Annotated in this window: 20 protein-coding genes; 8 read left to right on the top strand and 12 right to left on the bottom strand. The window is 74.6% G+C overall.

Translation table 11 applies throughout. The features are described from left to right. The first annotated feature begins 191 nt into the window (after positions 1–191). Complete coding sequence (locus tag ACFFHU_RS20655; protein ID WP_377341317.1) at positions 192–707, top strand: 2'-5' RNA ligase family protein; 516 nt, start codon at positions 192–194, stop codon at positions 705–707. A gap of 151 nt (positions 708–858) precedes the next feature. On the opposite strand, the gene ACFFHU_RS20650 is transcribed toward ACFFHU_RS20655, so the two are convergent. Continuing rightward, on the bottom strand, positions 859–1845 hold the full coding sequence (locus ACFFHU_RS20650; protein ID WP_377341315.1) for an acetylxylan esterase: 987 nt from the start codon (positions 1843–1845) through the stop codon (positions 859–861). Positions 1846–2020: 175 nt separating this feature from the next. Here ACFFHU_RS20650 and ACFFHU_RS20645 point away from each other — a divergent pair, with 175 nt between their 5' ends. The 3 genes from ACFFHU_RS20645 to ACFFHU_RS20635 are packed head-to-tail and all read left to right on the top strand — an operon-like array spanning position 2021 to position 4106. Next, positions 2021–2224 carry a hypothetical protein gene (locus ACFFHU_RS20645; protein ID WP_377341313.1) on the top strand — a complete coding sequence of 68 codons (204 nt, stop codon included), beginning with the start codon at positions 2021–2023 and terminating at the stop codon, positions 2222–2224. A gap of 35 nt (positions 2225–2259) precedes the next feature. Beyond that, positions 2260–3342, top strand: coding sequence for a LacI family DNA-binding transcriptional regulator (locus ACFFHU_RS20640; protein WP_377341311.1), 1083 nt, complete (start codon positions 2260–2262; stop codon positions 3340–3342). An 11-nt stretch (positions 3343–3353) separates the two neighbouring features. After that, on the top strand, positions 3354–4106 hold the full coding sequence (locus tag ACFFHU_RS20635; RefSeq protein ID WP_377341309.1) for a PIG-L deacetylase family protein: 753 nt from the start codon (positions 3354–3356) through the stop codon (positions 4104–4106). 51 nt (positions 4107–4157) lie between these two features. Here ACFFHU_RS20635 and ACFFHU_RS20630 read toward each other — a convergent pair whose 3' ends face one another. Beyond that, entirely contained in the window at positions 4158–5222 is a 1065-nt protein-coding gene (locus ACFFHU_RS20630) for a hypothetical protein (protein WP_377341307.1), read from the bottom strand. A 251-nt stretch (positions 5223–5473) separates the two neighbouring features. On the opposite strand from ACFFHU_RS20630, the gene ACFFHU_RS20625 reads away from it, so the two are divergent. The 3 genes from ACFFHU_RS20625 to ACFFHU_RS20615 all read left to right on the top strand — a co-directional run bounded on the left by ACFFHU_RS20625 (position 5474) and on the right by ACFFHU_RS20615 (position 8043). Next, complete coding sequence (locus ACFFHU_RS20625) at positions 5474–6994, top strand: CehA/McbA family metallohydrolase (protein WP_377341306.1); 1521 nt, start codon at positions 5474–5476, stop codon at positions 6992–6994. Positions 6995–7152: 158 nt separating this feature from the next. After that, the gene (locus tag ACFFHU_RS20620) at positions 7153–7464 is read left to right on the top strand and encodes a GlsB/YeaQ/YmgE family stress response membrane protein (protein ID WP_377341305.1); all 312 of its coding nucleotides are present in this window, start codon (positions 7153–7155) and stop codon (positions 7462–7464) included. 69 nt (positions 7465–7533) lie between these two features. Beyond that, the gene (locus tag ACFFHU_RS20615) at positions 7534–8043 is read left to right on the top strand and encodes an LURP-one-related/scramblase family protein (protein ID WP_377341303.1); all 510 of its coding nucleotides are present in this window, start codon (positions 7534–7536) and stop codon (positions 8041–8043) included. Positions 8044–8265: 222 nt separating this feature from the next. Here ACFFHU_RS20615 and ACFFHU_RS20610 read toward each other — a convergent pair whose 3' ends face one another. Further along, a complete protein-coding gene (locus ACFFHU_RS20610) occupies positions 8266–9231 on the bottom strand; it encodes a methyltransferase domain-containing protein (protein WP_377341302.1) in 966 nt (321 codons plus the stop codon). A gap of 211 nt (positions 9232–9442) precedes the next feature. Between ACFFHU_RS20610 and ACFFHU_RS20605 the strand changes: the two genes are divergently transcribed. Next, complete coding sequence (locus tag ACFFHU_RS20605) at positions 9443–9769, top strand: putative quinol monooxygenase (RefSeq protein ID WP_377341300.1); 327 nt, start codon at positions 9443–9445, stop codon at positions 9767–9769. 343 nt (positions 9770–10112) lie between these two features. Here the strand turns inward: ACFFHU_RS20605 and ACFFHU_RS20600 are convergent, their stop codons facing one another. From ACFFHU_RS20600 to ACFFHU_RS20560, 9 genes are all read right to left on the bottom strand, one after another. Continuing rightward, entirely contained in the window at positions 10113–12182 is a 2070-nt protein-coding gene (locus ACFFHU_RS20600; RefSeq protein ID WP_377341298.1) for a hypothetical protein, read from the bottom strand. 21 nt (positions 12183–12203) lie between these two features. After that, positions 12204–13865: a serine/threonine-protein kinase gene (locus tag ACFFHU_RS20595; RefSeq protein WP_377341296.1), complete on the bottom strand. Its 1662-nt coding sequence runs from the start codon at positions 13863–13865 to the stop codon at positions 12204–12206. A gap of 243 nt (positions 13866–14108) precedes the next feature. Continuing rightward, entirely contained in the window at positions 14109–15050 is a 942-nt protein-coding gene (locus ACFFHU_RS20590; protein WP_377341294.1) for a carbohydrate kinase family protein, read from the bottom strand. Next, a complete protein-coding gene (locus ACFFHU_RS20585; RefSeq protein ID WP_377341293.1) occupies positions 15050–16165 on the bottom strand; it encodes a glycoside hydrolase family protein in 1116 nt (371 codons plus the stop codon). The genes ACFFHU_RS20590 and ACFFHU_RS20585 overlap by 1 nt, the downstream gene beginning before the upstream one ends. 181 nt (positions 16166–16346) lie before the next feature. Next, a complete protein-coding gene (locus ACFFHU_RS20580; protein WP_377341291.1) occupies positions 16347–17381 on the bottom strand; it encodes a LacI family DNA-binding transcriptional regulator in 1035 nt (344 codons plus the stop codon). A gap of 40 nt (positions 17382–17421) precedes the next feature. Then, positions 17422–18549, bottom strand: a complete 1128-nt coding sequence (locus ACFFHU_RS20575) for a glycoside hydrolase family 172 protein (RefSeq protein ID WP_377341288.1) — start codon at positions 18547–18549, stop codon at positions 17422–17424. Between the two features lie 32 nt (positions 18550–18581). After that, positions 18582–19421, bottom strand: coding sequence for a carbohydrate ABC transporter permease (locus tag ACFFHU_RS20570; RefSeq protein ID WP_377341286.1), 840 nt, complete (start codon positions 19419–19421; stop codon positions 18582–18584). Next, on the bottom strand, positions 19422–20390 hold the full coding sequence (locus ACFFHU_RS20565; protein ID WP_377341284.1) for a carbohydrate ABC transporter permease: 969 nt from the start codon (positions 20388–20390) through the stop codon (positions 19422–19424). Then, entirely contained in the window at positions 20387–21703 is a 1317-nt protein-coding gene (locus tag ACFFHU_RS20560) for an extracellular solute-binding protein (RefSeq protein ID WP_377341282.1), read from the bottom strand. Before ACFFHU_RS20560 ends, ACFFHU_RS20565 begins: the two co-directional genes overlap by 4 nt. Positions 21704–22081: the final 378 nt, after the last annotated feature.

Here is a 22081-nt window from a genome sequence, read left to right as displayed (position 1 = left end):
CGCGGGCCGGTCCGGTTTCCTGGTACTCGGTTACCGCCACCCGATCGGGCTAAACGCCGCCGCACCGCCGAAGGGCACGCCGCCGCCGGGCCGCAGCGGGCACGCCGGCGCCGGCCGCAGCGGGTACGCCGCCGCCGACAACCCGGCGGCCGGGATCATGGGCGGCGCGGGCCGGACCGTACGCTGGGTCGATGGTCGCGGCACTGGAGTTGTACCTGGACACCGACGCCACCCGGCGGATCCGGGCCCTCTGGGACGCGCTCGAGGCCGAGGGGGTGCAGAGCCTCCGGTCGCTGCTGGAGCAACGACACCGGCCGCACGTGTCGCTGGCCGTGGCGCCCGAGCTGGACGCCGCCCGGGTGGCCGAGGCGCTGGCCGGGACCACCGTGGCGGCGCCGCTGGGGCTGTCGTTCCAGCACGCCGGGCAGTTCGTCGGCCGGGTCCTCTGGCTCGGGCCCGCGCCCACCGGCGAGCTGCTGGCGCACCAGCGGGCCGTGTACGACCGGCTGGTCGGCGCCGGGGTGCCGGTGGCCGACGTCTACCGCCCGGACCGGTGGGTGCCGCACTGCACGCTCTCCATGCGAGTGCCGAACGCGCTCATGGCGATCGCCGTGCGGCGCTGCCTGGAGGTGCTGCCCATCGAGGCCACGGTGACCGCCGCGGCCGTCGCCGACCACGCCCGCGGGATCACCCGGCCGCTCCCCTGAGACCCCCGGGGTGCGCCCCGCGACCGCGCGCGCCGGCCGCTCCCCTGGCACCCGCCGCGCGCCGGCCGTTCCCCTGGCACCCGCCCGGCGCCCCACCGGCACCCTCGCGGGCGGCCCGGCCGCTCCACCGGCACGCACGGCCGCCCGGCCGCTACCCCGACGTCTTCGCGGGCACCCGGTCGGCCAGCCAGCGCAGCTGCTCGCGGCGCTGGAACGCGGCGCCGCCCTCGTGGCCGTTGTACGGCCAGACGGTGATCTCCCGGTCCGGGCTGGCGCAGTGGTTGTACGCGGCGAACACCGTCGACGGTGGGCAGACGGCGTCCATCATGGCCACCGAGAACAGCGCGGGCGCGCTCATCCGGGCCGCGAAGTTGACCCCGTCGAAGTAGTCCAGCGTCTCGAACACCCGGTGCGTCGAGTCGCGCCGGGCGTGCAGGAACTCGGTCAGCTCCGCGTACGGGTGCTCGTCGGTGATCTCCGGCGCCCGCCGGTAGTGGCACAGGAACGGCACGTCCGGCAGCGCCGCTGCCAGCCCGTCGACCAGGCCCGCCACCGCGATCGTGATGCCGCCGCCCTGGCTGGCCCCCGCCACCAGCACCCGGTCCGGATCGATCCGGGGGTGCTCCCGGGCCACCGTCACGGCGCGGACGGCATCGGTGAAGACCCGCCGGTAGTAGTAGCCGGCCGGGTCCTCGACGCCGCGGGTGAGGAAGCCCCTCCCCTGCGGCGTCCCGGGCCCGTCGGGATCCGCCGTGTCGCCGGGCAGCGCGCCGTGCCCGCCCTGCCCCCGGGTGTCCATCACCAGGTTGGCGTAGCCGGCGGCGCTCCAGAACAGCCAGTCGTGCGGCAGCCCCCGGCCGTTGCCGTACCCGATGTACTCGACCACACACGGCAGCCGCTCGGCGCCGGCGCGGGGCAGCAGCAACCAGGCCCGGACCGGCTGCCCGGCGTATCCGGCGAAGGTGACGTCGAACACCTGGACGGTGGCCAGCCCCGCCGGGTACGGCTCGAACCGGGCCGGCCAGGCGGCCTCCCGGGAGGCGTCCAGGGTCTGCGTCCAGAACCGGTCGAAGTCCGCCGGCTCGGTCCGGTCGGGGCGGTAGTCGCGCACCTCCGCCAGCGTCCCGTCGACGAGCATCCGTTCTCCTCCTCCGGAGCCCGCGCAAGGAAGGGCCCCCTGTTATCGCTTTCCGATGTACCGGGGACCCTTCCTAACGCCTCACCCGCCCGGCCACAATGCCCTATTCACTTGACCGGTACAGACGAAGTGGTTACTGTACCGGTCAAGAGGCAACGACACGGAGGAGAGTCCGATGCCCGGCGAACTCGCAATGATCATCTCGGTCCAGGCCGCCAAGCGGGAGATCCTCAGCGCCCGCCCCGAGGCGCCGGTCCTGCCGTACCGGGAGCAGAGCCCGCGCGGCACGACCAGCCGGCAGGCGCGGACGGCGCTCGCCGACCTGCTGCACCGCGCCGCCCGGGCGGTCGAGCCGGCCGAGTGCACGCTCGCCCGCTGAGGCGAGGTAGCGTCATCACCACGGACACGAGTGGGGTGACGCCGGTGGGTCGGGTGACGCTGCAGACCATCGCCGATCATGTCGGCGTGAGCCGCATGACGGTGTCCAACGCGTTCTCGAAACCCGACCAGCTGTCCACGGCGCTGCGCGAACGGATCCTGGCCGCCGCGACCGAACTCGGTTACGGCGGCCCGGACGCCGCCGCCCGGGCGCTGGCCCGCGGCACCACCGGCACCGTCGGGGTGCTGCTCACCGGAACCCTGCGGTACGCGTTCACCGACGAGGTGGCCACGAACTTCCTCGGGGCGATCGTGGACGAGCTGGCCCCCACCGGCCTGGCCCTCACGCTGCTACCCGAGGGCTACCGCGAGGACGTGGCGCCGGCCCGGGACGTGGCCATGGACGGCGCGCTCGTCTACTCGTGCACCCCCGAGCTGCCCGCCCTCGATGTGCTGCGGCGGCGGCGGATCCCGCTGGTCTACGTGGACCAGAATCCGGCGCCCGACGTGTCGAGTGTGAATGTCGACGACCGGGCCGGGGCCCGCGCCGCGGCCCGGCACCTGCTCGAACTGGGCCACCGCGACATCGGCATCATCACGCTGAGCCTGACCGGCCCGCACGGCGTGCTGCTCACCGACGCCGACCCGCCGGCCGGGGACGCGCACGTCTCCACGCAGCGACTGCTGGGCTGGACCGGGGCGCTGGCCGCCGCCGGGGTGCGGCCGCGGATCATCCGCCAGCACCACTGCCAGGTCGAGGAGGCGTACGACGCGGCCCGGGTGCTGCTGGACCGGCCGGACCGGCCCACCGCGGTGCTCTGCTTCTCCGACGCGATCGCGCAGGGCGTCGTGCACGTGGCCGAGGACCTCGGCCTGCGGGTGCCGGCCGACCTGTCCGTGGTCGGCTTCGACGACAACCCGCTGGCGCACCGGATGCGCCCGGGACTGACCACCGTGCGGCAGGACCTGGAGGCCAAGGGGCACGCGGCCGCCGCCGCGCTCACCGCGGCCATCGCCGCCGCCCGCACCGGCGGCGCCGCCCGACCACGGCAGGTCACGCTCCCCACCGAGCTGGTGGTCCGGGCCAGCACGGCGCCCCCACCGCAGCAGCGACCCTGACCGGAGGTCGAATGTCCGAGACCCAGCAACCGGCGCCACTCGAGCCGGTCAGCGAGGACTGGCAACGCGCGCTCGCGGTGGTGGCCCACCCCGACGACCTGGAGTTCGGCGCCGCGGCCGCGATCGCCCGCTGGACGGCCCAGGGCAAGCACGTCGTCTACTGCCTGGTCACCAGCGGCGAGGCCGGCATCGACGGGATGCCCCCGGAGCAGACCAGGACCGTCCGGGAGGCCGAGCAGCGCGCCTCGGCGGCCGTGGTCGGGGTGGCCGAGGTCGAGTTCCTCGGGCATCCGGACGGCGTGCTCGAATACGGCATCCCGCTGCGCCGGGACATTGCCGCGGCGGTCCGCCGGCACCGGCCCGACATCGTGATCACCAACAACTTCCGGGACACCTGGGACGGCGCCGTGGCGCTCAACCAGGCCGACCACATCGCCACCGGCCGGGCGGTGCTGGACGCGGTCCGGGACGCCGGCAACCGGTGGGTGTTTCCCGAGCAGCTGGACGGCGACCTGGAGCGGTGGGGCGGGGTCAAGCAGGTCTGGGCGGCCGGCTCGCCCGACTCGCGGCACGGCGTCGACGTCACGGACACCTTCGGGCTCGGCGTGGACTCGCTGCGGGCGCACGACGCGTACCTGCGGGGGCTCGGCGCCGGCGACTTCGACCCGGAGGAGTTCCTGGAGGGGGTCAGCCGGCCCGCGGGGGCTCGGATCGGCGGACGGTACGGCGCCGCCTTCGAGGTGTTCCACTTCGACCTGTTCTGAGTACGGCGGGGGCAGGGCTGATCCCTGTCCCCCGCCGGCGGCGCGCAATCCTCAGCGGTCGTTGACGTTGCCGGCCACGATCCGCGGGCTGAACTCGAACAGGTTCGGGTCGCGCGGATCGACCGTGGCGGCCACCCAGTGCGTGTTCGCCGAGCCGAACGTCTCGACCCGGGTGAACCTCGTGACCACCTGGCCGTTGTCGAAGTTGAGCGGCTTGTCGACCTTGTAGTAGTGGCTGTCGCCGTGCACCAGCACGGACTGGCCGGGGAAGGCGATCACCTGCCGGCGCAGCTCCGCGGCGATCGCGGTCAACCCGTCGTACTGCTCCGGCCGCAGGTGCTGCTCGTTGTTGAAGTTCGGGTCCGCCTGCCAGGTGACCACCACACCCTTCAGGCCCCGGGCGGCCGCCTCGGCGTACGACTCGGACAGCCAGTGGATGTTGGCGCGCTCCCGATCGGCGTGCTCGGCGGCCATCCGGGCGATCTCCTCCGCCGACCGGGTCTCACCGTCCACGCCCGCGTGCGGCAGGTTGTCGTTGGAGCCCTGGACGTTCAGCGTCACGTACAGCACCGGGCCGGCGGTCCAGCGCGCGTTCTCCCGATACTTCTCGTACCCGGGCTCGGCGCTCTCCCGCCGCACGGTCAGGGTGCGCCGGCCGAGGCTCTGGTCGGTCGGGTAGAACACCGAGCGCTCGTGGTCCAACCGCTCCAGCGGGTCGTAGCCGCCGGTGCCCGGACCGTACCGGCCCCAGCAGTCGGTCCAGTCGTTGTCCCCCGGCGTGACGATGAGCGGGCTGTGCAGCGAATTGAACCAGTCCCGCGACCGGGTGTAGAGGTCGTCGGTGCAGGCGCCGTCGCCGCCGGCCTTGAGGTCACCGTCGAAGATGGAGAACGCGACGTGTGACCGGTTGACGTCGGCCAGCAGGCGGGGATATTCCACCTTGCCGGCGGCGCCGTACGGCATGTCGCCGAACAGCGCGACCGTGTAGGCGCCATCATGCCGACGGTCGTCGCCGCCGCTGGCCAGCACGCTCCCGCCGGTCAGCGTGGCGCCCGCGCCGACGGCCGTGGCCAGGACCGTGGCGGCGGCCGCGAAGGCCCGTTTGATGGAGTACATAACCGTGCCCTTCGATCTGGATCTGGATGCCGCCGAACCGTAAGCCCGGCCCGGTGCACCGATCGGCTCCTGCCGGTGCCCGGCAGGTGGCGATTGCGGTAACAGCCGGGGCCGTCGAACCTCCCGGACTGCCGCGGCGGAGTCGCCACCGCGGGTGATGTCATCGGACCGTCGCCCGCCGGCCAGCCGGCGGCCACCCCGGCGGTCGAGGCTGAGCCGCGAACGTTCGCCCGGGGGAAGGAAGCGACACGATGACCGAGCTGGACCGCCGTCGGCTGCTGCTGACCGCCGTGACCGCCGCCGGCGCCGCGGTGGTGCTGGAGCCGATGAGCTTCGCCCAGGCAGACGCCGGCGCCCAGACGCAGACCCTGACCGGGACCATCCCGTACGGCGCGCCGGACTGGGTGTACATCCCGGTACGGGTGCCCCGCGGGGTGAGCCGGATCAGCGTGCGGTACTCCTACGACCGGCCGACCCCGCCGGCCGGGTACGACGGCAACGCGCTGGACATCGGCATCTTCGACGCCAGCGGGTACGACCTCGGCAACGCCCGGGGCTTCCGCGGCTGGTCGGGCGGTTTCCGGGACAACTTCACGATCAGCGCCTCGGACGCCACCCCCGGCTACCTGCCCGGTCCCATCGAGCCCGGCACCTGGCACATCATCGTCGGCCCGTACAAGGTCGCGCCGCAGGGTCTCAACTGGACGGTGACCGTCACCCTGGAGTTCGGTCCGGCCGGGGCGCCGTTCGTGCCGAAGCCGGCCCCGCAGCGTGCCGCCGGCCGCGGCCGGGCCTGGTACCGCGGCGACATGCACCTGCACACCGTGCATTCCGACGGCCGCCGCACTCCGGCCGAGGTGGCCGCCGGGGCGCGCGCCGCGAAGCTCGACTACATCGTCTCCACCGAGCACAACACGCCGAGCGCGTCGCTGATCTGGGGCGAGTACGCCGGCCCGGACCTGCTCATCATCGACGGTGAGGAGATCACCACCCGCAACGGCCACTACACGGCGCTCGGGTTGCCGGCCGGGACCTGGATCGACTGGCGGTACCGAGCCGCGGACGGCGGCCTGGTGCGGTTCGTCAACGAGATCCACCGGGTCGGCGGGCTGGCCGTGGCCGCCCACCCGTTGGCCACCTGCGTGGCCTGCGGCTGGAAGTTCGGCTACGCCGGGATGGACGCCGTGGAGGTGTGGAACGGCCCGTGGACGGCCGACGACGAGGCGGTCGTGGCGAGCTGGGACAACCTGCTGGTCGCCGGCGCGCGTACCGGCCGGTGGCTGCCGGCGGTGGGTGACAGCGACGCGCACAGCGAGCCGCAGGTCATCGGACTCCCGCAGAACGTCGTGCTGGCCGACGATCTGGACCGGCGCTCGATCCTGGCCGGGGTGCGGGCCGGCCGGCTGTGGATCGCCGAGTCGGCCGCGGTGGACCTGACCCTCACCGCCGCCGCCGGGACGCGTCGCGCCGGCATCGGCGACCGGTTGGAGGTGGCCGAGGACGCCGCGGTCACCGTCACGCTCACCGTCTCGGGCGCGCCCGGCTGCACGGTACGGCTGATCACCGACCAGGGCCAGCGGACCCAGACCACGCTGCCGGCCGACGGACCGGGCACCTTCACCTGGGTGACCACCCCGCGCAATTCCCGGTACGTCCGCGCGGAGGTACGGCGGGCCCAGCCCACGCAGACCACGCCGGACACGATGGTGGCCCTGACGAACCCGATCTTCCTCGGCCGACCCGGACGGGTCGACGAGCACGGCCGGGGCTGACGAGCCCGGACCTTCGCCCCCGGGCCGGACGCGCCGCCGACCGCGCCGGCCCGGGCCCCTTCCATCGCGGCGGCCGGCACGCTACCGTTCCGGCGCGTGCGGCCGGGCTGGACCGGGCAGGGCATGCTGGGGATCAGGCGGCGGCGAAGGGAGCGGATGTGGAGATCACCGGCTACCTCAGCGCGGTGCTCATCGGGATCGTGATCGGCGTGCTCGCCCGGGTGCTGCTGCCCGGCCGGCAGCGCATCGGCGCGATCCTGACCGTGCTGATCGGCATCGGAGCGGCGGCGCTCGGCTCGTACGTCGCGCACCGGTTCGGGCTCGACAACGACCACCCGGCGCACTGGTGGCGGCTGAGCTGGGACTGGGTGCTGCTCGGCATCCAGGTCGCCTTCGCGCTCGTGGGCATCGGCCTGGCCAGCGCGCTCGCCCACACGGTCATCGCCGAGCGGGAGGACACCGCCCGCTGACGAGGACACCGTCCGCTGACGGAGATGCCGCCCGCTGACGGGCGGCCAGACGGGAGCAGGATCGACGGCATGTATCTCATCCGGGAACGCATCTTCGACATCGGCAACGACTTCGACATCACCGACGAGTCGGGCCGGCGGGTCTATCACGTGGACGGCAAGGTACTCACCCTCCGCGACCGGCTGGTCATCGAGGACGCCCAGGGCCGCGAGGTGGCCTCGGTGCACCGGCGGCTCGTGGCGCTGCGCCGGACCTACGCGATCAGCATCGGCGGCGAGAAGGCCGCCGACATGCGCAAGAAGCTCATCACACCGTTCCGGGACCGGTACACGGTCGACGTGCCCGGCCCGGACGACCTCGAACTGCGCGGCGACCTGCTGGACCACGAATACACGGTCGAGCGCGGCGGCCGGACGGTGGCCACGGTGTCCAAGCGGTGGTTCACGATCCGCGACACGTACGCCGTGGACGTGGCCGAGGGCGAGGACCATCTGCTGATCCTCGCCTCCGTGCTGGCCCTGGACCTGGCCCAGTCCCGGGCCGAAAAGGAGCGCGAGGAGAAGGAACGGAACGACTGACCCCGGCCGCCGCGACCCGGCCGCTGCCGACGGCTCCGCCGTCCGCGCCGGCCCGGTCGCGGTCACCGGGCCGGCCGCTACCGCCGGCCCGTCCGGCGCGATCCGGCCGCGGCCACCCGGCCGCCGTCGTGGCCGCGCGGGCGGCGGCCGGCACGACCCGGGCGGGCCGGCGGCGGCCGTCACGGCTCGGGCGAGCGGCACGGCGCGGGCGGCCGGCGGCCGTCACGGCCGGGCCAGCACCTCGCCGTGCAGGACGGACAACCAGCCGTCGTCGCTGTCCGCCCAGGCCCGCCACCCGTCGGCGAGCCGCCGCAACTCCCGGTCGGTCACACCGGCCGCGCGCGCCTGATCGGCCACCGCGGACCGGGTCACCCGGTCCGCCCACATGCCGCCCCACCAGGCGCGGTCCGCGGGCGTGGCGAAGCACCAGGTGCTCGACGTCGCGGTCACCTCGGTGAAGCCGGCCTGCTGGGCCCAGGACAGCAGCCGCCGCCCGGCGTCCGGCTCGCCGCCGTTGGCCCGGGCCAACCGCCGGTACAGCGCCAGCCAGTCGTCCAGCTCCGGCAGCCGGGGATGCCAGGCGAACGCCGCGTAATCGCTGTCCCGCACCGCGACGTGACCGCCGGGCCGGCACACCCGGCGCAGTTCGGTCAGCATCCGTACCGGATCGGCCACGTGCTGGAGAACCTGGTGGGCGTGCACCACGTCGAACCGGTCGTCCGGGAACGGCAGCGCGTGCGCGTCGGCCACCAGCAGGTCGACGTTGCCCAGGCCGCTCGCCGCCACCTCCGCGCTCCCGGTGGCCAGGGCTTCCGGCGTAAGCTCCAGCGCGGTCACCCGGCCACGACCCGCCGGCCCGACCCCGCCGTCCGCCCGGCCGGCGCCACGGCCGGAATCGGCACCGCCGTCCGCCGCATCGGCGCCACGGCCGGAATCGACGCCGGCATCCGCCGCATCGGCGCCACGGCCGGAATCGGCGCCGGCGCTCGTTGGATCGGTGGCCGGGCCCGCCGGCCCGGCGACCAGCCGGGCCAGGTCGGCGGTGATGGTGGCGGGCCCGCAACCGACGTCCAGCACGGTCATGCCGCGCCGCAGGACCGGCAGCAGGTAGCCCGCGGAGTTCTCAGCGGTCCGCCACCGGTGCGAGCGCAGCACCGACTCGTGGTGCCCGTGCGTGTATCGCGCCATGACAACGCAAGCTAGACGATCGACACCGGACCCCGACGGCGTCGACCATCAGGTGGGCGCCTCTCCCGGAGATCTTGGACCGAAACCGTTCTGATTCGGACGGTTTCGGGCCAAAATCTGCCGCCACGGACGTTCGGCCAGCGGGCCGCGGCGGAGCGCGCGCTCTAGGATCGCGTCGGGACGTCCGCCGTACGGCAGCCGGGAGAATGAGATGATCTTCATTACCGCCAAGTTCCGGGTACGCCCCGAGGACGCCGACCGGTGGCCGGAGATCGCCGGCGAGTTCACCCGGGCCACCCGCGCCGAACCGGGCTGCCTGTGGTTCGACTGGTCCCGCAGCGTCGAGGACCCCACCGAGTACGTCCTGGTCGAGGCCTTCCGCGACGGCGAGGCCGGCGGGGCGCACGTGCAGTCGGACCACTTCCGGCAGGCCCAGCGGGACCTGCCGCCGCACCTGACCGAGACGCCCCGGGTCGTCAACTTCTCGATCCCGCAGGACGACTGGTCCGAACTGGGCGAGATGGCCGTCTCCGACTGACCGCGACCCAACCGAGCCTGGCCGCGGGCCTCTTCCAACCGGGGCCGGGTCAGGCTGCTGAGCTGCAAACTGGACCGGCGCGGCCGGGCACCGGCCGGGCCGCGCAGCCGGGCACCGGCCGGGCCGCGCAGCCGGGCACCGGCCGGGCCGCGCAGCCGGGCACCGGCCGGACCGCGCAGCCGGGCGCTGGCCGGACCGCGCAGCCGGGCCGCGCAGCCGGGCACTGGCCGGGCCGCGCAGCCGGGCCGCGCAGCCGGCGTGACCAGGCCGGCGCAGACGGCGGTGACCGGGCCGCGCCGCTCAATCGGGGTCGGGCCGCCGCCAGTGACCCGCGGCGCGGCGGTCAGCCGCGGCAGACGTACCGGAAGGTGGTGGACGCCTGCGCCGGCGTGGGCTCGGTGATGTTCAGCGTGGCCGTCTCGGTCGCGGCGCCGACGCCGTCGAACGTCCACCGCAGGTGCAGGGTCGCCGTCCGCTGCCCCCGGGCAAGGTGCTCGGTGAGTACGGCGCTGGGTTCGGCGCCGGAGCGCAGCCACTGGTAGCGCAGCGTGCCGGCGTTTCCGTTGGTCCGCACCGTGCCGACCACGTCCACGACGACGCCGCAGCGGTCCCCGGGCGGTGCCGGCACGGCCACCGTCGCGGAGTCGACCTCCAGCGGCTGGATCCGTTCCCACAGGTACAGCCCGACGATCACGACCAGCGCCAGGGTCAGCACCGTGGACAGCACCGAGGCGACGATCCGCGCCGGCGCCCTGCGGCGGGCGGCCGGCGCCGGCTTCCGCCAGCCCGGTACAGCCGGGGCCGGCACGCCGGGTCCGAACCGAATCTCCGTCCCGGCCGGATCGCCGCCCGGCATCGGCGCACCGCCGGCCGCGATCCCATCCGGCCAGCCCGGCGACGTGGCTGGCCGACCCGGCGCAGGGACGGCCCGGCCCGCCGTCGGGACGGCCCGGGCCGGCGTCGTGGCGGGCCCGGTCTGGCCGCCCATCCCCGGCCCGGCCGTCACCGGCCCGGTCGACTCACCCCACCGACCGCTCAGGCCCGAGCCGACCGGCCCCGGGCGCCCGGTGGCCGAGCCCGCGCCCGGACGCCCCGCCGCGGCCTCGGACCACGCGCTGACCGTGGCGTCGGACCCCGCGCCGATCGCAGCGTCGGACCGCGCGCTGACCGTGGCGTCGGACCCCGCGCCGATCGCAGCGTCGGACCGCGCGCTGACGACGGACGGCCACCCGCTGGGCGGAGACGGGAGCGCGGACGGGCGCGCATTGGGCGCGGACGGGGGCGCGCCGAGCCCCGACGGGGGCGCGCCGAGCCCCGACGGGGGCGCGCTGGGCGCGGACGGCCACGCGCTGGGAGTGCGCCCGGCCGGCAGCGCCACGGTCGCGGTGGAGTCGGCCGGCGACTCCCCCACCGCGGTCGAACCCGCCGGCAGCGCCACGGTCGGGGTGAATTCCGACGGTACGGCGTCGGTCCACTGCGCCTCGCCGGACGGCATCCACGTCGGCACCGGCTCGGTGGGCACGATGTCGACGGGCAGCGCGACCGTCGACGACCCATCCGCAGACCCGACGCCGGTGGGCAGCGCCGCCGTCGACCGCGCATCCACCGACCCGACGCCCGTGGGCAGCGCCACCGTCGACCCCGCATCCACCGACCCGACGCCGCCGCGCAGCGCAACCGTCGACGCGGAGTCCGCGCGCACCCGATCGACGGGCGAGGCAACCACCGGCGCCCCATGCACAAGATCGGCTCGCAGCGCGACCGTCGGCCCGGCGTCCGTGGACCCGCCCCCGGCTCGCAGCGCGACCGTCGGCCCGGCGTCCGTGGACCCGCCCCCGGCTCGCAGCGCGACCGTCGGCCCGGCGTCCGTGGACCCGCCCTCACCGCGCAGCGCGACCGTCGGCCCGGCGTCCGTGGACCCGTCCCCGGCTCGTAGCGCGACCGTCGAGGCGGTCGGGTCGGGTCCCGTCCCCCGGTACGCGTCGAGCGCCGCCACCAGCGCCGCCCGGTCCGGCAGCCGTACCCCCATGACGGGCGCCCCGGCCGCCAGCGCCCGGCGGGCCGCCGTCAGATCGCGCTCGCCGATGGCCGCGCAGCCCTGTAGGAACGCGCCGGCCACGTCGGTCGTCCCGGACCGGTCCAGCAACGTCCGGAGCAGGTCCGCCCAGCCGCGCCGGTCCGCGGGGTAGCCCGCTCGCGGGGAGATCAGGTCGTCGGCCCGTGCCGGATCGACCGGTACGGCCGTACCGTCGTCGGTCAGGCACACGGTCCGGGCGCCGATCGCGCCGTGCGGCCGGCCGGTCTCGTGCCGCGCGGCCAGCAGCCGGGCCAGGTCGTCGGCCACGGTGGCGATCGCTGCGGCGTCGAGGCGCACGCCGGCGGCGGCCAGGTCGGCGAGGGTCGGTCGGGTCATCTGGTCCACCACCTGGGAGGTCTAGCCGGGCGTGCAGTACGACTGAAGGGTCACGTACACCGGGCCGGCAGCCGGGGACCGGTTCCCGGCGGCGTCCTCCGCGGTGACCCGGATCGGGATGCGGGTGGTGTTCCCCGGCGCGGCCAGCTCACCCAGCACGCCGGTGAAGGTGTCCGGCCTGGCGGGCGCCATCCGGACCGTTGCGGACTGCCCCTGCAGGACGTACTCGAAGCTCACCCGCAGCTTCCCGGCGGGGGTCCGGTCGTCGGTCGCGGTGGCGGTCACGGTGGCCGTGCGGGCGCCGTACGGACAGCCTTTCGGGTCGAGCACGGTGACGTCGGTGTCCACGCCGCGGACGACCGGCGCCACGGTGTCCGGCGGTGGCGGCGGGCTGGTGGATGGGGACGTCCGCGGGGTGGGGCTCGATGTCCGGGCCGGCGGCCGGGCGGCGCGGGTCGGCGGCGGGGCGGCCGCGGCGACCGAGCCGGACTGCGTCGGCGACGGCGAGCCGCCCGGGTCGGCGGTCAGGGACGTCGGCCCGGCCGGGCCGACGCCGGCCGGCCCGCCGGGGGTGCTCGTGACGGACAGCCCGCCGACCAGGGCGGCCGGGGTGTCCCGGGCCGCGTACCCGACCCCCACCCCGCCGGCCAGCAGCAGGGCGGTGACCCCGGCGATGAGGAGGATGCGCCGGCCCCGGCCCCGACCCGGTCCCCCCGCGCCGTCGGCGGCCGGACCGGCCGCCGCGGCGGTGCCGGCGCCCGCGCCGAAGACCGAGCCCGCCAGCGCCGTTCCGCCACCGGCCCGATCCGCGAACGGGAACAGCGCCGCCAGCAGGGCCGCCCGCTCGGCCACCTGCCGCCAGCCGCGCTCCTCCCAGTCCGGCCCGTACGCCCGGCCGGCCACCGCGTCGAGCAGCGCCACGAACGCGCTCGCCGGCTGCGGCCGGTCCGCCGGCCGCTTGGCCAACCCCCGGCGTACCAGCTCGGCGGCCGCGCCCAGCGCCGGGTCGGTGGGGATCGGCGCGTTGAGGTGCTGGTCGCGCAGCTCCAGCAGGCCCCGCCCGGGGTACGGGGGCCGCCCGGTCAGGCATTCGAAAAAGGTCGCGGTTGCCGCGTAGATGTCGCAGGCCGGGCTGGCCGGCTCGCCCGTCCACTGCTCCGGCGCCATGTACCGGGGGGTGCCGGTGACCAGCGCGCCGGATCCCTCCCCGGCCGGCAGCGCGATGCCGAAGTCGGCGAGCTTGCTCGCGCCCTCGGCGGTGACCAGCACGTTTTCCGGCTTGTAGTCCCGGTGCACCACCCCGCGCTCGTGCGCGGCGGCCAGGCCGAGCAGCGAGCCCTTCAGCACGCAGAGCGCCGACTCCGGCTCGGTCGGCCCGTGCTCGTGCAGCACCCGGCGCAGCGAGACCCCGTTGACCAGCTCCATCACGATGGCCGCGCCGGCGACCGACTCGACGTACTCATACAGCCGGGCCACGTGCGGGTCGTCGACCTCGCCGAGCAGCCGGGCCTCGTCCCGGAATCGGGCCAGGAAGTCCCCGGCGCCGCCCAACCGGGGGGCGAGATACTTGATGGCAACCGGCGTGCCGGTGCCGTCGTGCACGGCCAGGATGACCTGGCCGGACGCGCCGGACCCGAGCTCCCGCACGTGCGTGTACCCGGATACCCGCCAGGCACCGTCCATCCGCTCGCCTCCACGACCGCGGGCGGGCTCGAGGCGACCCCCCAGCCACGTCGCGTCGATTGTCGTCGACGTCGGCGGCCCGGCCATCGGCACAACGGTCCGGCTTCCCACCTCCGTACGTCCAGCGTGCCGCCGGGTCCGGCACATCGCGGCCACGGCCTCCCGGCCCGGGTCGGCCACGCCCGGTCGGCCCGCCGGGAGGGTCAGGTCGAGAGGGTCACGCCGGGTCGGCCCGCCGGTGGGTCACGCCAGGTCGGCCTCCGCACGACGGCGGAGGTCGGCCGCGTACGGCGGATCGGCGCCGGGCCGTTCGCAGGTGAGCGACCCGACCAGGCAGGCGTGGTCGAGCACCTCGGCCAGGGCGGCGGGGGCGATGTCGGCGAGCCGGTCGGGCGCGGCCAGCCCGCGGGCGGCGAGCGCCGCGAGCAGCCCGGCCGTGAAGGCGTCGCCGGCGCCCACGGTGTCGACGACGGTCACCGCCCGCGCCGGTCGGACCAGTTCCACGGTACGGGTCCGGCCGAGCGCTCCGGCGCCGCCCAGGGTGACGACCACCAGGGCCGGGCCGAGCCCGCCGAGCCGGTCCGCCGCCGCCCCGGGGTCGAGGTCCGGATAGAGCCAGCGCAGATCCTCGTCGCTGGCCTTGACCAGGTGGGCGTACCCGGCGAGCCACTCCAGCCGGGAACGCGTCGCGGCCGGGTCGCCGAGCGCCGCCGGCCGGACGTTCGGGTCGAAGCTGACCAGCACCCCGGCCTCGGCGGCCCGGCGCATGGTCGCGGCCACCAGGTCGGCGCCGACGCCGAGGAACGCGGTCAGCGAGCCGGTGTGCAGCACGGCCGTGCCGTCCGGCAGCGCCGCCAGCTCGGCCGGCCGCCAGTGCCAGTCGGCCGTGCCGGACAGGTAGAAGTCGTAATCGGCGGCGCCGGTGGCGCCCACGGTGGCCACCGCCAGGGTGGCGGGTCGGGAGCTGGCCGGACAGCCGGCGAGGTCGACGCCGTTGGCCAGCGCGTGGTCCCGGATCCGCCGGCCCAGCGGCCCCGCGGACAGCCGGGCCAGCAGCGCGGCCGGCTGCCCGAGCCGGGCCAGCGCCACGGCCACGTTCAGCGGGCTGCCGCCCGGGCGCGCCGCGTACCGGTCCGGTCCGTCGGGCAGCAGGTCGACGACCGTCTCGCCGAGCACGGTGAACATCAGCGGCCCGGGGCCGGAGCGGGATCGGCGACCGGCCGGGTCTGGCCGCCGGGAGCCGGCACGCCGCCCGGAGCCGGCACGCCGCCGGGGTCGCGGACCGGCCCAGCACCACGGGCCGCAACCGACGCGTCGGCGCGGTCGGGCGCCGGCCGGACCGGAGCTTGTCCGCCGGACAGCCGGGGCCGCCCGGTCGCGTCCAGCGTCAGCGGCATGGGGTCGCTCAGCTCGCCGACGAAGCCGCCCGCCCCGTCGTCGTTGCGGAAGGCCAGCATCACCCACCGGCCCGCCGGATCACGGATCAGCCGACCACTGTAGAGGCCGTGGTCGGTCAGCGGTACGGCGTCGGCCGGGTCGAACGGGCCGAGCATCGAGTCCCCCGTCACGGCCCACACACCGCCGGTCACTCCGGGGGCGCGCCGCCGGTCGGCCAGCTCGTTACGCAGGCAGGAGAAGAGCAGCACCGCCCTGCCCTCCACCAGCTCCACCTGCGGCACCTCCAGATGCCCGAAGCCGGATCCGGGCGGGGTGAGCGGCGGTTGCGCCTCCCAGCGCACGAGGTCGGCCGAGCGGGCGTGCCCGATCACCCCCCGATCGTCCACCGGGCCCTCGTTGGCCCGCGCCGTGACCAGCATGTGCCAGCCGTCGCCGGCCGGATCCGGGAACACCCACGGGTCGCGCCACGCCTGATCCGGCCAGCTGGAGTCGCCGAGCCGTTCGTACCACCGGCCGTCCGCCTCCAGCACCGGACCGTCGGCGTGGCGGTGCCAGACGGTGAGGTCGTCCGAGACGGCCAGGCCGATCCGCTGCACCAGGCCACGCTCCGCGCTGCCGGCGCCGGTGTAGAACATCCGCCACCGCCCGTCCGGACCCCGCAGCACCGATCCGGTCCAGGTGGCGACGTCGTCGAAGGCCGGCCGGTCGGCGGTGACGAGGGCGTCCGCGGTCAGCCGCCACTCGCGCAGGTCGGTGGAGATCGCGTGGCCGACACCGGCCCGCCAGTGCCGCCGATCGGGGTCCAGCAGCGCCCGCGAGGCGCGCAGGAAGAACAGGTGGTAGGTGTCATCCTGCTGGGCGAACCAGAAGTCCCAGGTCCAGGCGTCGGCGAGGCGAAACACGGCAAGCCCTTCGATCGTGGATGTGCGGGGGCGCCGGTCCGGTGGTTGTCGGACCGGCCGTCGGCGGAGGACCGGCGTGGTGCGGAGGACCGGCGTGGTGGGGTGGACCGGCTGGTGGGTGGACCGGTACGGGCGCTGGACCGGCGTGGGCGGTAGCCCGGCGCCGGGCACCGGGCCGGGCTCAGCCCGGGGCCGGGGCGACCGAGGCGCGCCGGATCAGCGGGCACGGCATCACGACGTGCGCCGCGGGTTGCGGCGGGGCGTCCGCCGGCCGGGCGAGCAGCTCCACCATGGTTTGCACGGCCCAGGCGCCCATTTCGTAGTGCGGCAGCGCCATCGTGGTGAGCCCGGGGTGCAGGCCCTCGGCGATGATCTCCTGATTGTCGAAGCCGACGACCGAGAGATCCTCCGGGATCCGCAGCCCGAGTTCGGCCGCGGCCCGGTAGGCGCCCATCGCCATCCGGTCGTTGAAGCAGAACAGCGCGGTGGGCCGGTCGGTGGAGTCCAGCAGCCGGCGGGCCGCCCGGTGCCCACCGGCGGTGTCGGACTCCTCCACCACGATCAGGTCCTCCCGGTACGGCTGACCGGCGCCGGCCAGCGCGTCCCGGTAGCCGGCGAGCCGGCCGGTGGTGGCCGGGATGTCGTCCCGGTTGGTGCAGAAGCCGATCCGCCGGTGGCCGTGCCGGAGCAGCTCGCCGACCGCCGCCGCGGCGCCGGCCCGCTCGTCGGGAACCACCGAGGGCACGGTGTCGTCGGCGGAGCTGGCGTCGAGCAGCACGACCGGCTGGCCGCGCAGCTCGGCGGGCAGCTCGACCCGGCGGTGGTACATGGTGGCGTACAGCACCCCGTCGACCCGGTGCTGCGCGAGGGCACGGATCTCGCGCTGCTCGACCCGCGGATCGTCGCCGGTGTGCAGCAGCAACAGCACGAGGCCGTGCTTCGACGCGGTCTCCTGGGCGCCCAGGATGATCCGTCCCGCGTACGGGGTGGTGGCGATCCGGTCGCTGAGCAGGCCGAGGGTCTGCGACCGTTGCAGGCGCAGCCCGCGCGCCAGGCCGTTGGCCGCGTACCCGAGCCGGCGGGCGGCGCCCTCGACGCGTTCCCGGGTCTGCGGGCTGACCCGGGTGCCGTCGACGCGGTTGAGCACGTGCGACACGGTCGTCACCGACACGCCGGCCGCGGCCGCCACGTCCCGGATGCTGACCCTGCGGGCCATCGCCGCCCCCTCCCGTCCTCGCCACCGACCGCCACGACCGTCACTCGTCCCAGAGCCCGTGTTCCGGCCAGCGCCGCGGCAGCCGGTCGGCGACCGGCGGCAGCTCGGCGAGCGGCGTGTGCCGGTTTAGCTGGTACCAGTACGCGACGCTGGAGTAGTCGTTCCCCTGGTCGTTCGCGTGACCGTGTTCGATGGTGACCCTGATCGATTTGGAGAACCGTACCGGGTCCTCGATGTGGAACCGGTACATGCTCCACAGACCGAAGTGCTCCTGCGGGCTGCTGGCCAGGCTGATCCCGTGATACGGACCGGCGTACGCGCCGCTCGGGAAGCCCCAGGCCGCGTTGAAGTAGTCCTCGGTGCCGGTGCCGTGCAGGGACGGCGGCCACTGCTCACCGTCGATGAAGATCATGTCGTCGCCCTCACCGGGCCAGCTGTACGGCTGGTTCGACGCGTTGTGGTTGTCGATGGACAGGATGCACCCGACGTAGTGCCCGGCACCGCCCTCGGTGTCCAGGATGACGTAGTTGTCGTCGCCCGTCAGGTTCACCCCGGGCAGGTCCCACGGGGCCGGCTTCTCCCCCGGCGCCAGCCCGGTGGCGACCGGCTGGCACGGCTTCTCCTGCCGGTAGTACGCGTGGAACCGGCCCATGTCGTCCGGGACCGGCTCGTCGGTCAGCTCGTAGTCGACGTAGTAGAACAGGTTCTCGATCGGCTGATCGCTCTCGTTGCGGATCACGATCTTCGCGCCGGTCGCGAACGGCATCGGGAAGTACGAGTTCATGGCGGCCGCGAACGGCCCCTTGGGTCCGCGGCGCGGCCCGAACACCATGCTCAGCGGGAGCGAGACGTAGTGCGTACAGGTGGCGTGGCCGACGCCGAAGAAGTCGCCGAGCGGGCTGCGGACGCTCGGGGTGTCCTCGCCGTCCCAGTACATCTCGATGACCAGCTTGCGCAGGTACATCGGCGAGTAGCAGCGGGTGGTCAGCCAGATGTGCTCGATCACCCCGTTGCCGGTGATGTCGGCCAGCACGTGCGTCGCACCGGGCGGCACGACCGCGAAGTCCCGGTTGCCGCCGGTGCGGTCCCAGCTGGACTCGCGCCGGGACCGGCCGGGCTTGACCCGGGCGAGGCCGCCGAGTGGGCTGGTGGGTCGCCAGAACGACATGGAGATCCTTTCTTGACGGACGGAACGGGCGGTCAGCCCTTGACGGCGCCGAGGCTGAGCCCGGCGACGATGCGGCGCTGCAGCAGCAGGGTCAGCACGACCGCGGGGATCGAATAGAGGGTGGCCAGCGCGGTCATCGGTCCCCAGTCGAGGCCGAACTGGCTCTGGAAGTTGGCGATGGCGATCGGCGTGGTCTGCGCGCGGATCGAGGTGAGCAGCAGCGCGAACAGGAACTCGTTCCACGAGGCGAGGAAGGCGAAGATGGCGGTCACCGCGACGCCGCCGGCCACCACCGGCAGGATCACCGAGCGCAGGGCGCGGAACCGGCCGCACCCGTCGACCAGCGCGGCCTCCTCCAGTTCCCGAGGCACGCCCTCGAAGAAGCTGGCCAGCAGCCAGATGGACAGCGGCAGCGCCACGGTGGTCTGCGCCAGCGCGAGTCCGGTCGGGGTGTCGGTGAGCCGGAGCGCGCCGAGGATGGTGACCAGCGGGACGCCCAGGGCCACCGCCGGGGTCATCCGGACCAGCAGCGAGCCGGCCATCAGCAGCCGGCCGGTCCGGCTGCGGTAGCGGGTGATCCCCCAGGCCGCCGGGATGGCCAGCAGCATCGACAGCAACGTGGTGAGCACCGCGGTGGTCACGCTGTTGATGAAGGACGCGGTCACCCCCGGCCGGCTCAGCGCCGTGACGTAGTTGTCCAGGCTGAACCGCTGCGGCAGCACGGTCGGTGGTACGGCGATGGCGTCCACGGCCGGCTTGACCGAGGTGAGCACGAGGTAGACGAAGGGGAACCCGTACACCACCACGACCGCCACGGCGGCGGCCCAGAGCAGTGCGGTCCGCGCCCGTTCGCCGGGACGACGGCCGGCCATCTAGGACTCCCTACCGGGTCGCCAGATGGTCAGCACCGCGACCATGGCGACCGCCATCATGATGATCATGAAGATCGTGCTGGTGGCGGCGGCCGTCCCCGGCTCGTTGTAGCTGACCATCGTCTTGTAGATGGTCAGGCTCAACGTCTCCGACGCCGACTGCGGTCCACCGTCGGTCTGGATGAGGATCACGTCGAAGGCGCGCGCCGCGTCCACCCCCCGGATGATCAGCGCGACCGCGATGATCGGGCGCAGCAGCGGCAGGGTGATCCGGAACAGCATCCGCAGCCCGCCCGCGCCGTCCAGCCGGGCCGCCTCGTACAGGTCCGGCGGGATGGCCTGGAGCCCGGCGTACAGCACCAGGGTCATGAACGACGTGGTCAGCCAGATGTCCGGCAGGGCCACCGACCAGAGCACCAGGCGCGGGTCGCTCAGCCAGGAGATGTCGCCGGGGCTGTCCAGGATGCCGACGCGGGCGAGCAGCTCGTTGACGATGCCCACGTTGTCGATCATCAGGAACCGCCAGAGCAGGCCGGCCACCACCGGCGCGATCATCAGCGGATACAGGAACAACGTCTGCAGCAGCCGGGCCCGCGGCCCGAGCCGGTGGAACAGCAGCGCCACGGCCAGGCCGAGCACCAGCTCCGCCGTCACCACGATCACCGTGTACGCCAGGGTCCGGCCGCCCGCCGCGCGGATGGCCGGATCGGTCAGCGCGGTCACGTAGTTGGCCAACCCGGCGAAGCGCCGGCCATCGCCCAGCCCCGAGCCGGTGTAGAGGCTGTCCACCGCGAGCCTGACCAGCGGCCAGCCGACCAGCGCGAGCAGCACCACCGCGGCCGGGGCGGCCAGCAGGGTGGCGTACCCCCGGTCGGACAGCCGGCGACGGGCCCGCGGCCGGCGGGCGGCGCCGGTCCGCGACGGCGCCGGGCCCGTCCGCGGTGGCGCCGCCTGCGCTGTCGGGCTCACTTGATGATGCCCTCGATCTGGGTACGGGCCGACTTGAGCAGCGCGGCGTAGTCGGCGCCCGGGGTGAGCGCCTTCTGCAGCATCGGGACCAGCGCCTTGTCCACGATCTGCTGCCAGTGCGGGTTGGCCGGCCGGGCCCGGGTGGCGCCGGCGTTGAGGGTGGTCAGCAGCGGGCCGAACGACTCGAAGCCGGGCTTGTCGGCGTCCTGCTGGTACGCCGACTTGCGGGCCGCCAGGCCCAGGCTGGTGTCCAGGCTCAGCGCGTTGTTGTCGTACGCGGCCTTGATGAACTGGGTGGCCAGCTCGTTCTTGGCGCCGCCGGCGGGCGCCGACAGGTACCACGGGCCCGGGATGCCGGCCACCCCCGCTGTGCCGCCGATCATCGGCGCGGTGCCGACCTTGCCGGCCACCTTGGCGTCCTTGGGGATCTGCCGGTAGGCGTGCGCCCAGAACCGGGTCATCGCCGTCTGGCCCTGGTTGAACAGGTTCTGCGCGGCGTTCCAGTCGGTCTGCGCGGCGCCGGCCGGGGCGACCTTGTGCTTGTTGTTGAGGTCGGCATAGAAGGTCAGCGCCGCGAGGTGCTGGGCGTTGTCGATGATCACCGCGCCGGAGTCGTCGAGCACGACGCCGGGCGAGCCGGCCTGCAGCACGTGGGCCAGCCACTCGGTCTCCACGCCGCCCTTGACGTCGGTGCCATAGAGCTTCTGCCCGGGCCGGGTGAAGAACTGGGCGACGTCGGTGAACTGCTGCCAGTTGGTGGGCGGGGCCAGCGGGTAGCCGTACCTCTTCTGGAAGGCGGCCTTCTCCTTGGCGTCGCCGAACAGGTCAGTGCGGTAGAGCAGGATCTCGCTGTTCGTCCACACCGGCATGCCGATGAACTTGCCGCTCACCTGTGGCTCCTTGACCAGGGCCGGAAACAGGTCGGCCCGGACCTCGGGGGTGAACAGCGCGTCCAGCGCGGCGAGCTTCGGGGCGAGCAGCGGGATCCAGACCGCGTCGATGGCGCAGACGTCGAACGACGGCCGGCCGCTCGCGAGCTCGCTGCTGAGCCGGTTGAACAGGCCCTCGTACGGCAGCTCGACCAGGTTGACCGTGGCGCCGGTGTCCTGCTTGAACTTGTCGACGATCGGCTGGAGTTCGATCTTGCCGCCGCCCTCACAGACGACGGTCAGCGACTTGTCGGCGCCGCTCGCGCTGGTGCTACCGCCGCCACCGGCGCCACAGGCGGCACTGGCCAGCAGGGCGCCACCGGCGCCGGCGGTGAGGCCGAGGAATCGGCGGCGGTTGACGGCGGGGATTCGAAGGGAGTCCATCGACTGCTCCGTTCGCTTTCACGGGGTGCGCCGGGGCCGGGGGAACCGGGCGCTCGGGGGTGACAAAACCTTTTGGCAAAAGGTTTTGGCGTAGCCTAGGAACGTCCTCGGATGCTGGTCAAGTACCAATTCGGTGACGGCGCGGCCACGGCCGCCGGGATTGTCCGGCCGCCGGAGGTGCTGTTACGGTCGCGGGAACGCTGGAATCTCGCGGCGTTGGGCTGGCCGAGAGGCGCTGCGACGGATCACCATCCGCCACGCTCGACCAGCCCGTGATCGCAGAAGGGCGCCTCCCACACGATCGGGAGGCGACCCTCGGTACGGCGCCCGCGCGGCGGCCGGTTCCCGGGCCCCCTCCCCGGACAGTCAGGAGGGAAC

This window comes from Plantactinospora siamensis (assembly GCF_042434095.1).
GTDB lineage: Bacteria > Actinomycetota > Actinomycetes > Mycobacteriales > Micromonosporaceae > KBS50.
The sequence above is the reverse complement of the archived record's forward strand: the minus strand, read 5'-3'. Positions and strand labels throughout refer to the sequence as shown.

Bases quoted from the DNA above. Each gene is read 5' to 3' on its own strand.
- ACFFHU_RS20645 (WP_377341313.1), top strand. From the start codon at position 2,021: ATGCCCGGCGAACTCGCAATGATCATCTCGGTCCAGGCCGCCAAGCGG.
- ACFFHU_RS20575 (WP_377341288.1), bottom strand. From the start codon at position 18,549: ATGTCGTTCTGGCGACCCACCAGCCCACTCGGCGGCCTCGCCCGGGTC.
- ACFFHU_RS20630 (WP_377341307.1), bottom strand. From the start codon at position 5,222: ATGTACTCCATCAAACGGGCCTTCGCGGCCGCCGCCACGGTCCTGGCC.
- ACFFHU_RS20610 (WP_377341302.1), bottom strand. From the start codon at position 9,231: ATGGCGCGATACACGCACGGGCACCACGAGTCGGTGCTGCGCTCGCAC.
- ACFFHU_RS20580 (WP_377341291.1), bottom strand. From the start codon at position 17,381: ATGGCCCGCAGGGTCAGCATCCGGGACGTGGCGGCCGCGGCCGGCGTG.
- ACFFHU_RS20560 (WP_377341282.1), bottom strand. From the start codon at position 21,703: ATGGACTCCCTTCGAATCCCCGCCGTCAACCGCCGCCGATTCCTCGGC.
- ACFFHU_RS20635 (WP_377341309.1), top strand. From the start codon at position 3,354: ATGTCCGAGACCCAGCAACCGGCGCCACTCGAGCCGGTCAGCGAGGAC.
- ACFFHU_RS20595 (WP_377341296.1), bottom strand. From the start codon at position 13,865: ATGGACGGTGCCTGGCGGGTATCCGGGTACACGCACGTGCGGGAGCTC.
- ACFFHU_RS20615 (WP_377341303.1), top strand. From the start codon at position 7,534: ATGTATCTCATCCGGGAACGCATCTTCGACATCGGCAACGACTTCGAC.
- ACFFHU_RS20600 (WP_377341298.1), bottom strand. From the start codon at position 12,182: ATGACCCGACCGACCCTCGCCGACCTGGCCGCCGCCGGCGTGCGCCTC.
- ACFFHU_RS20655 (WP_377341317.1), top strand. From the start codon at position 192: ATGGTCGCGGCACTGGAGTTGTACCTGGACACCGACGCCACCCGGCGG.
- ACFFHU_RS20570 (WP_377341286.1), bottom strand. From the start codon at position 19,421: ATGGCCGGCCGTCGTCCCGGCGAACGGGCGCGGACCGCACTGCTCTGG.
- ACFFHU_RS20650 (WP_377341315.1), bottom strand. From the start codon at position 1,845: ATGCTCGTCGACGGGACGCTGGCGGAGGTGCGCGACTACCGCCCCGAC.
- ACFFHU_RS20625 (WP_377341306.1), top strand. From the start codon at position 5,474: ATGACCGAGCTGGACCGCCGTCGGCTGCTGCTGACCGCCGTGACCGCC.
- ACFFHU_RS20605 (WP_377341300.1), top strand. From the start codon at position 9,443: ATGATCTTCATTACCGCCAAGTTCCGGGTACGCCCCGAGGACGCCGAC.
- ACFFHU_RS20590 (WP_377341294.1), bottom strand. From the start codon at position 15,050: ATGTTCACCGTGCTCGGCGAGACGGTCGTCGACCTGCTGCCCGACGGA.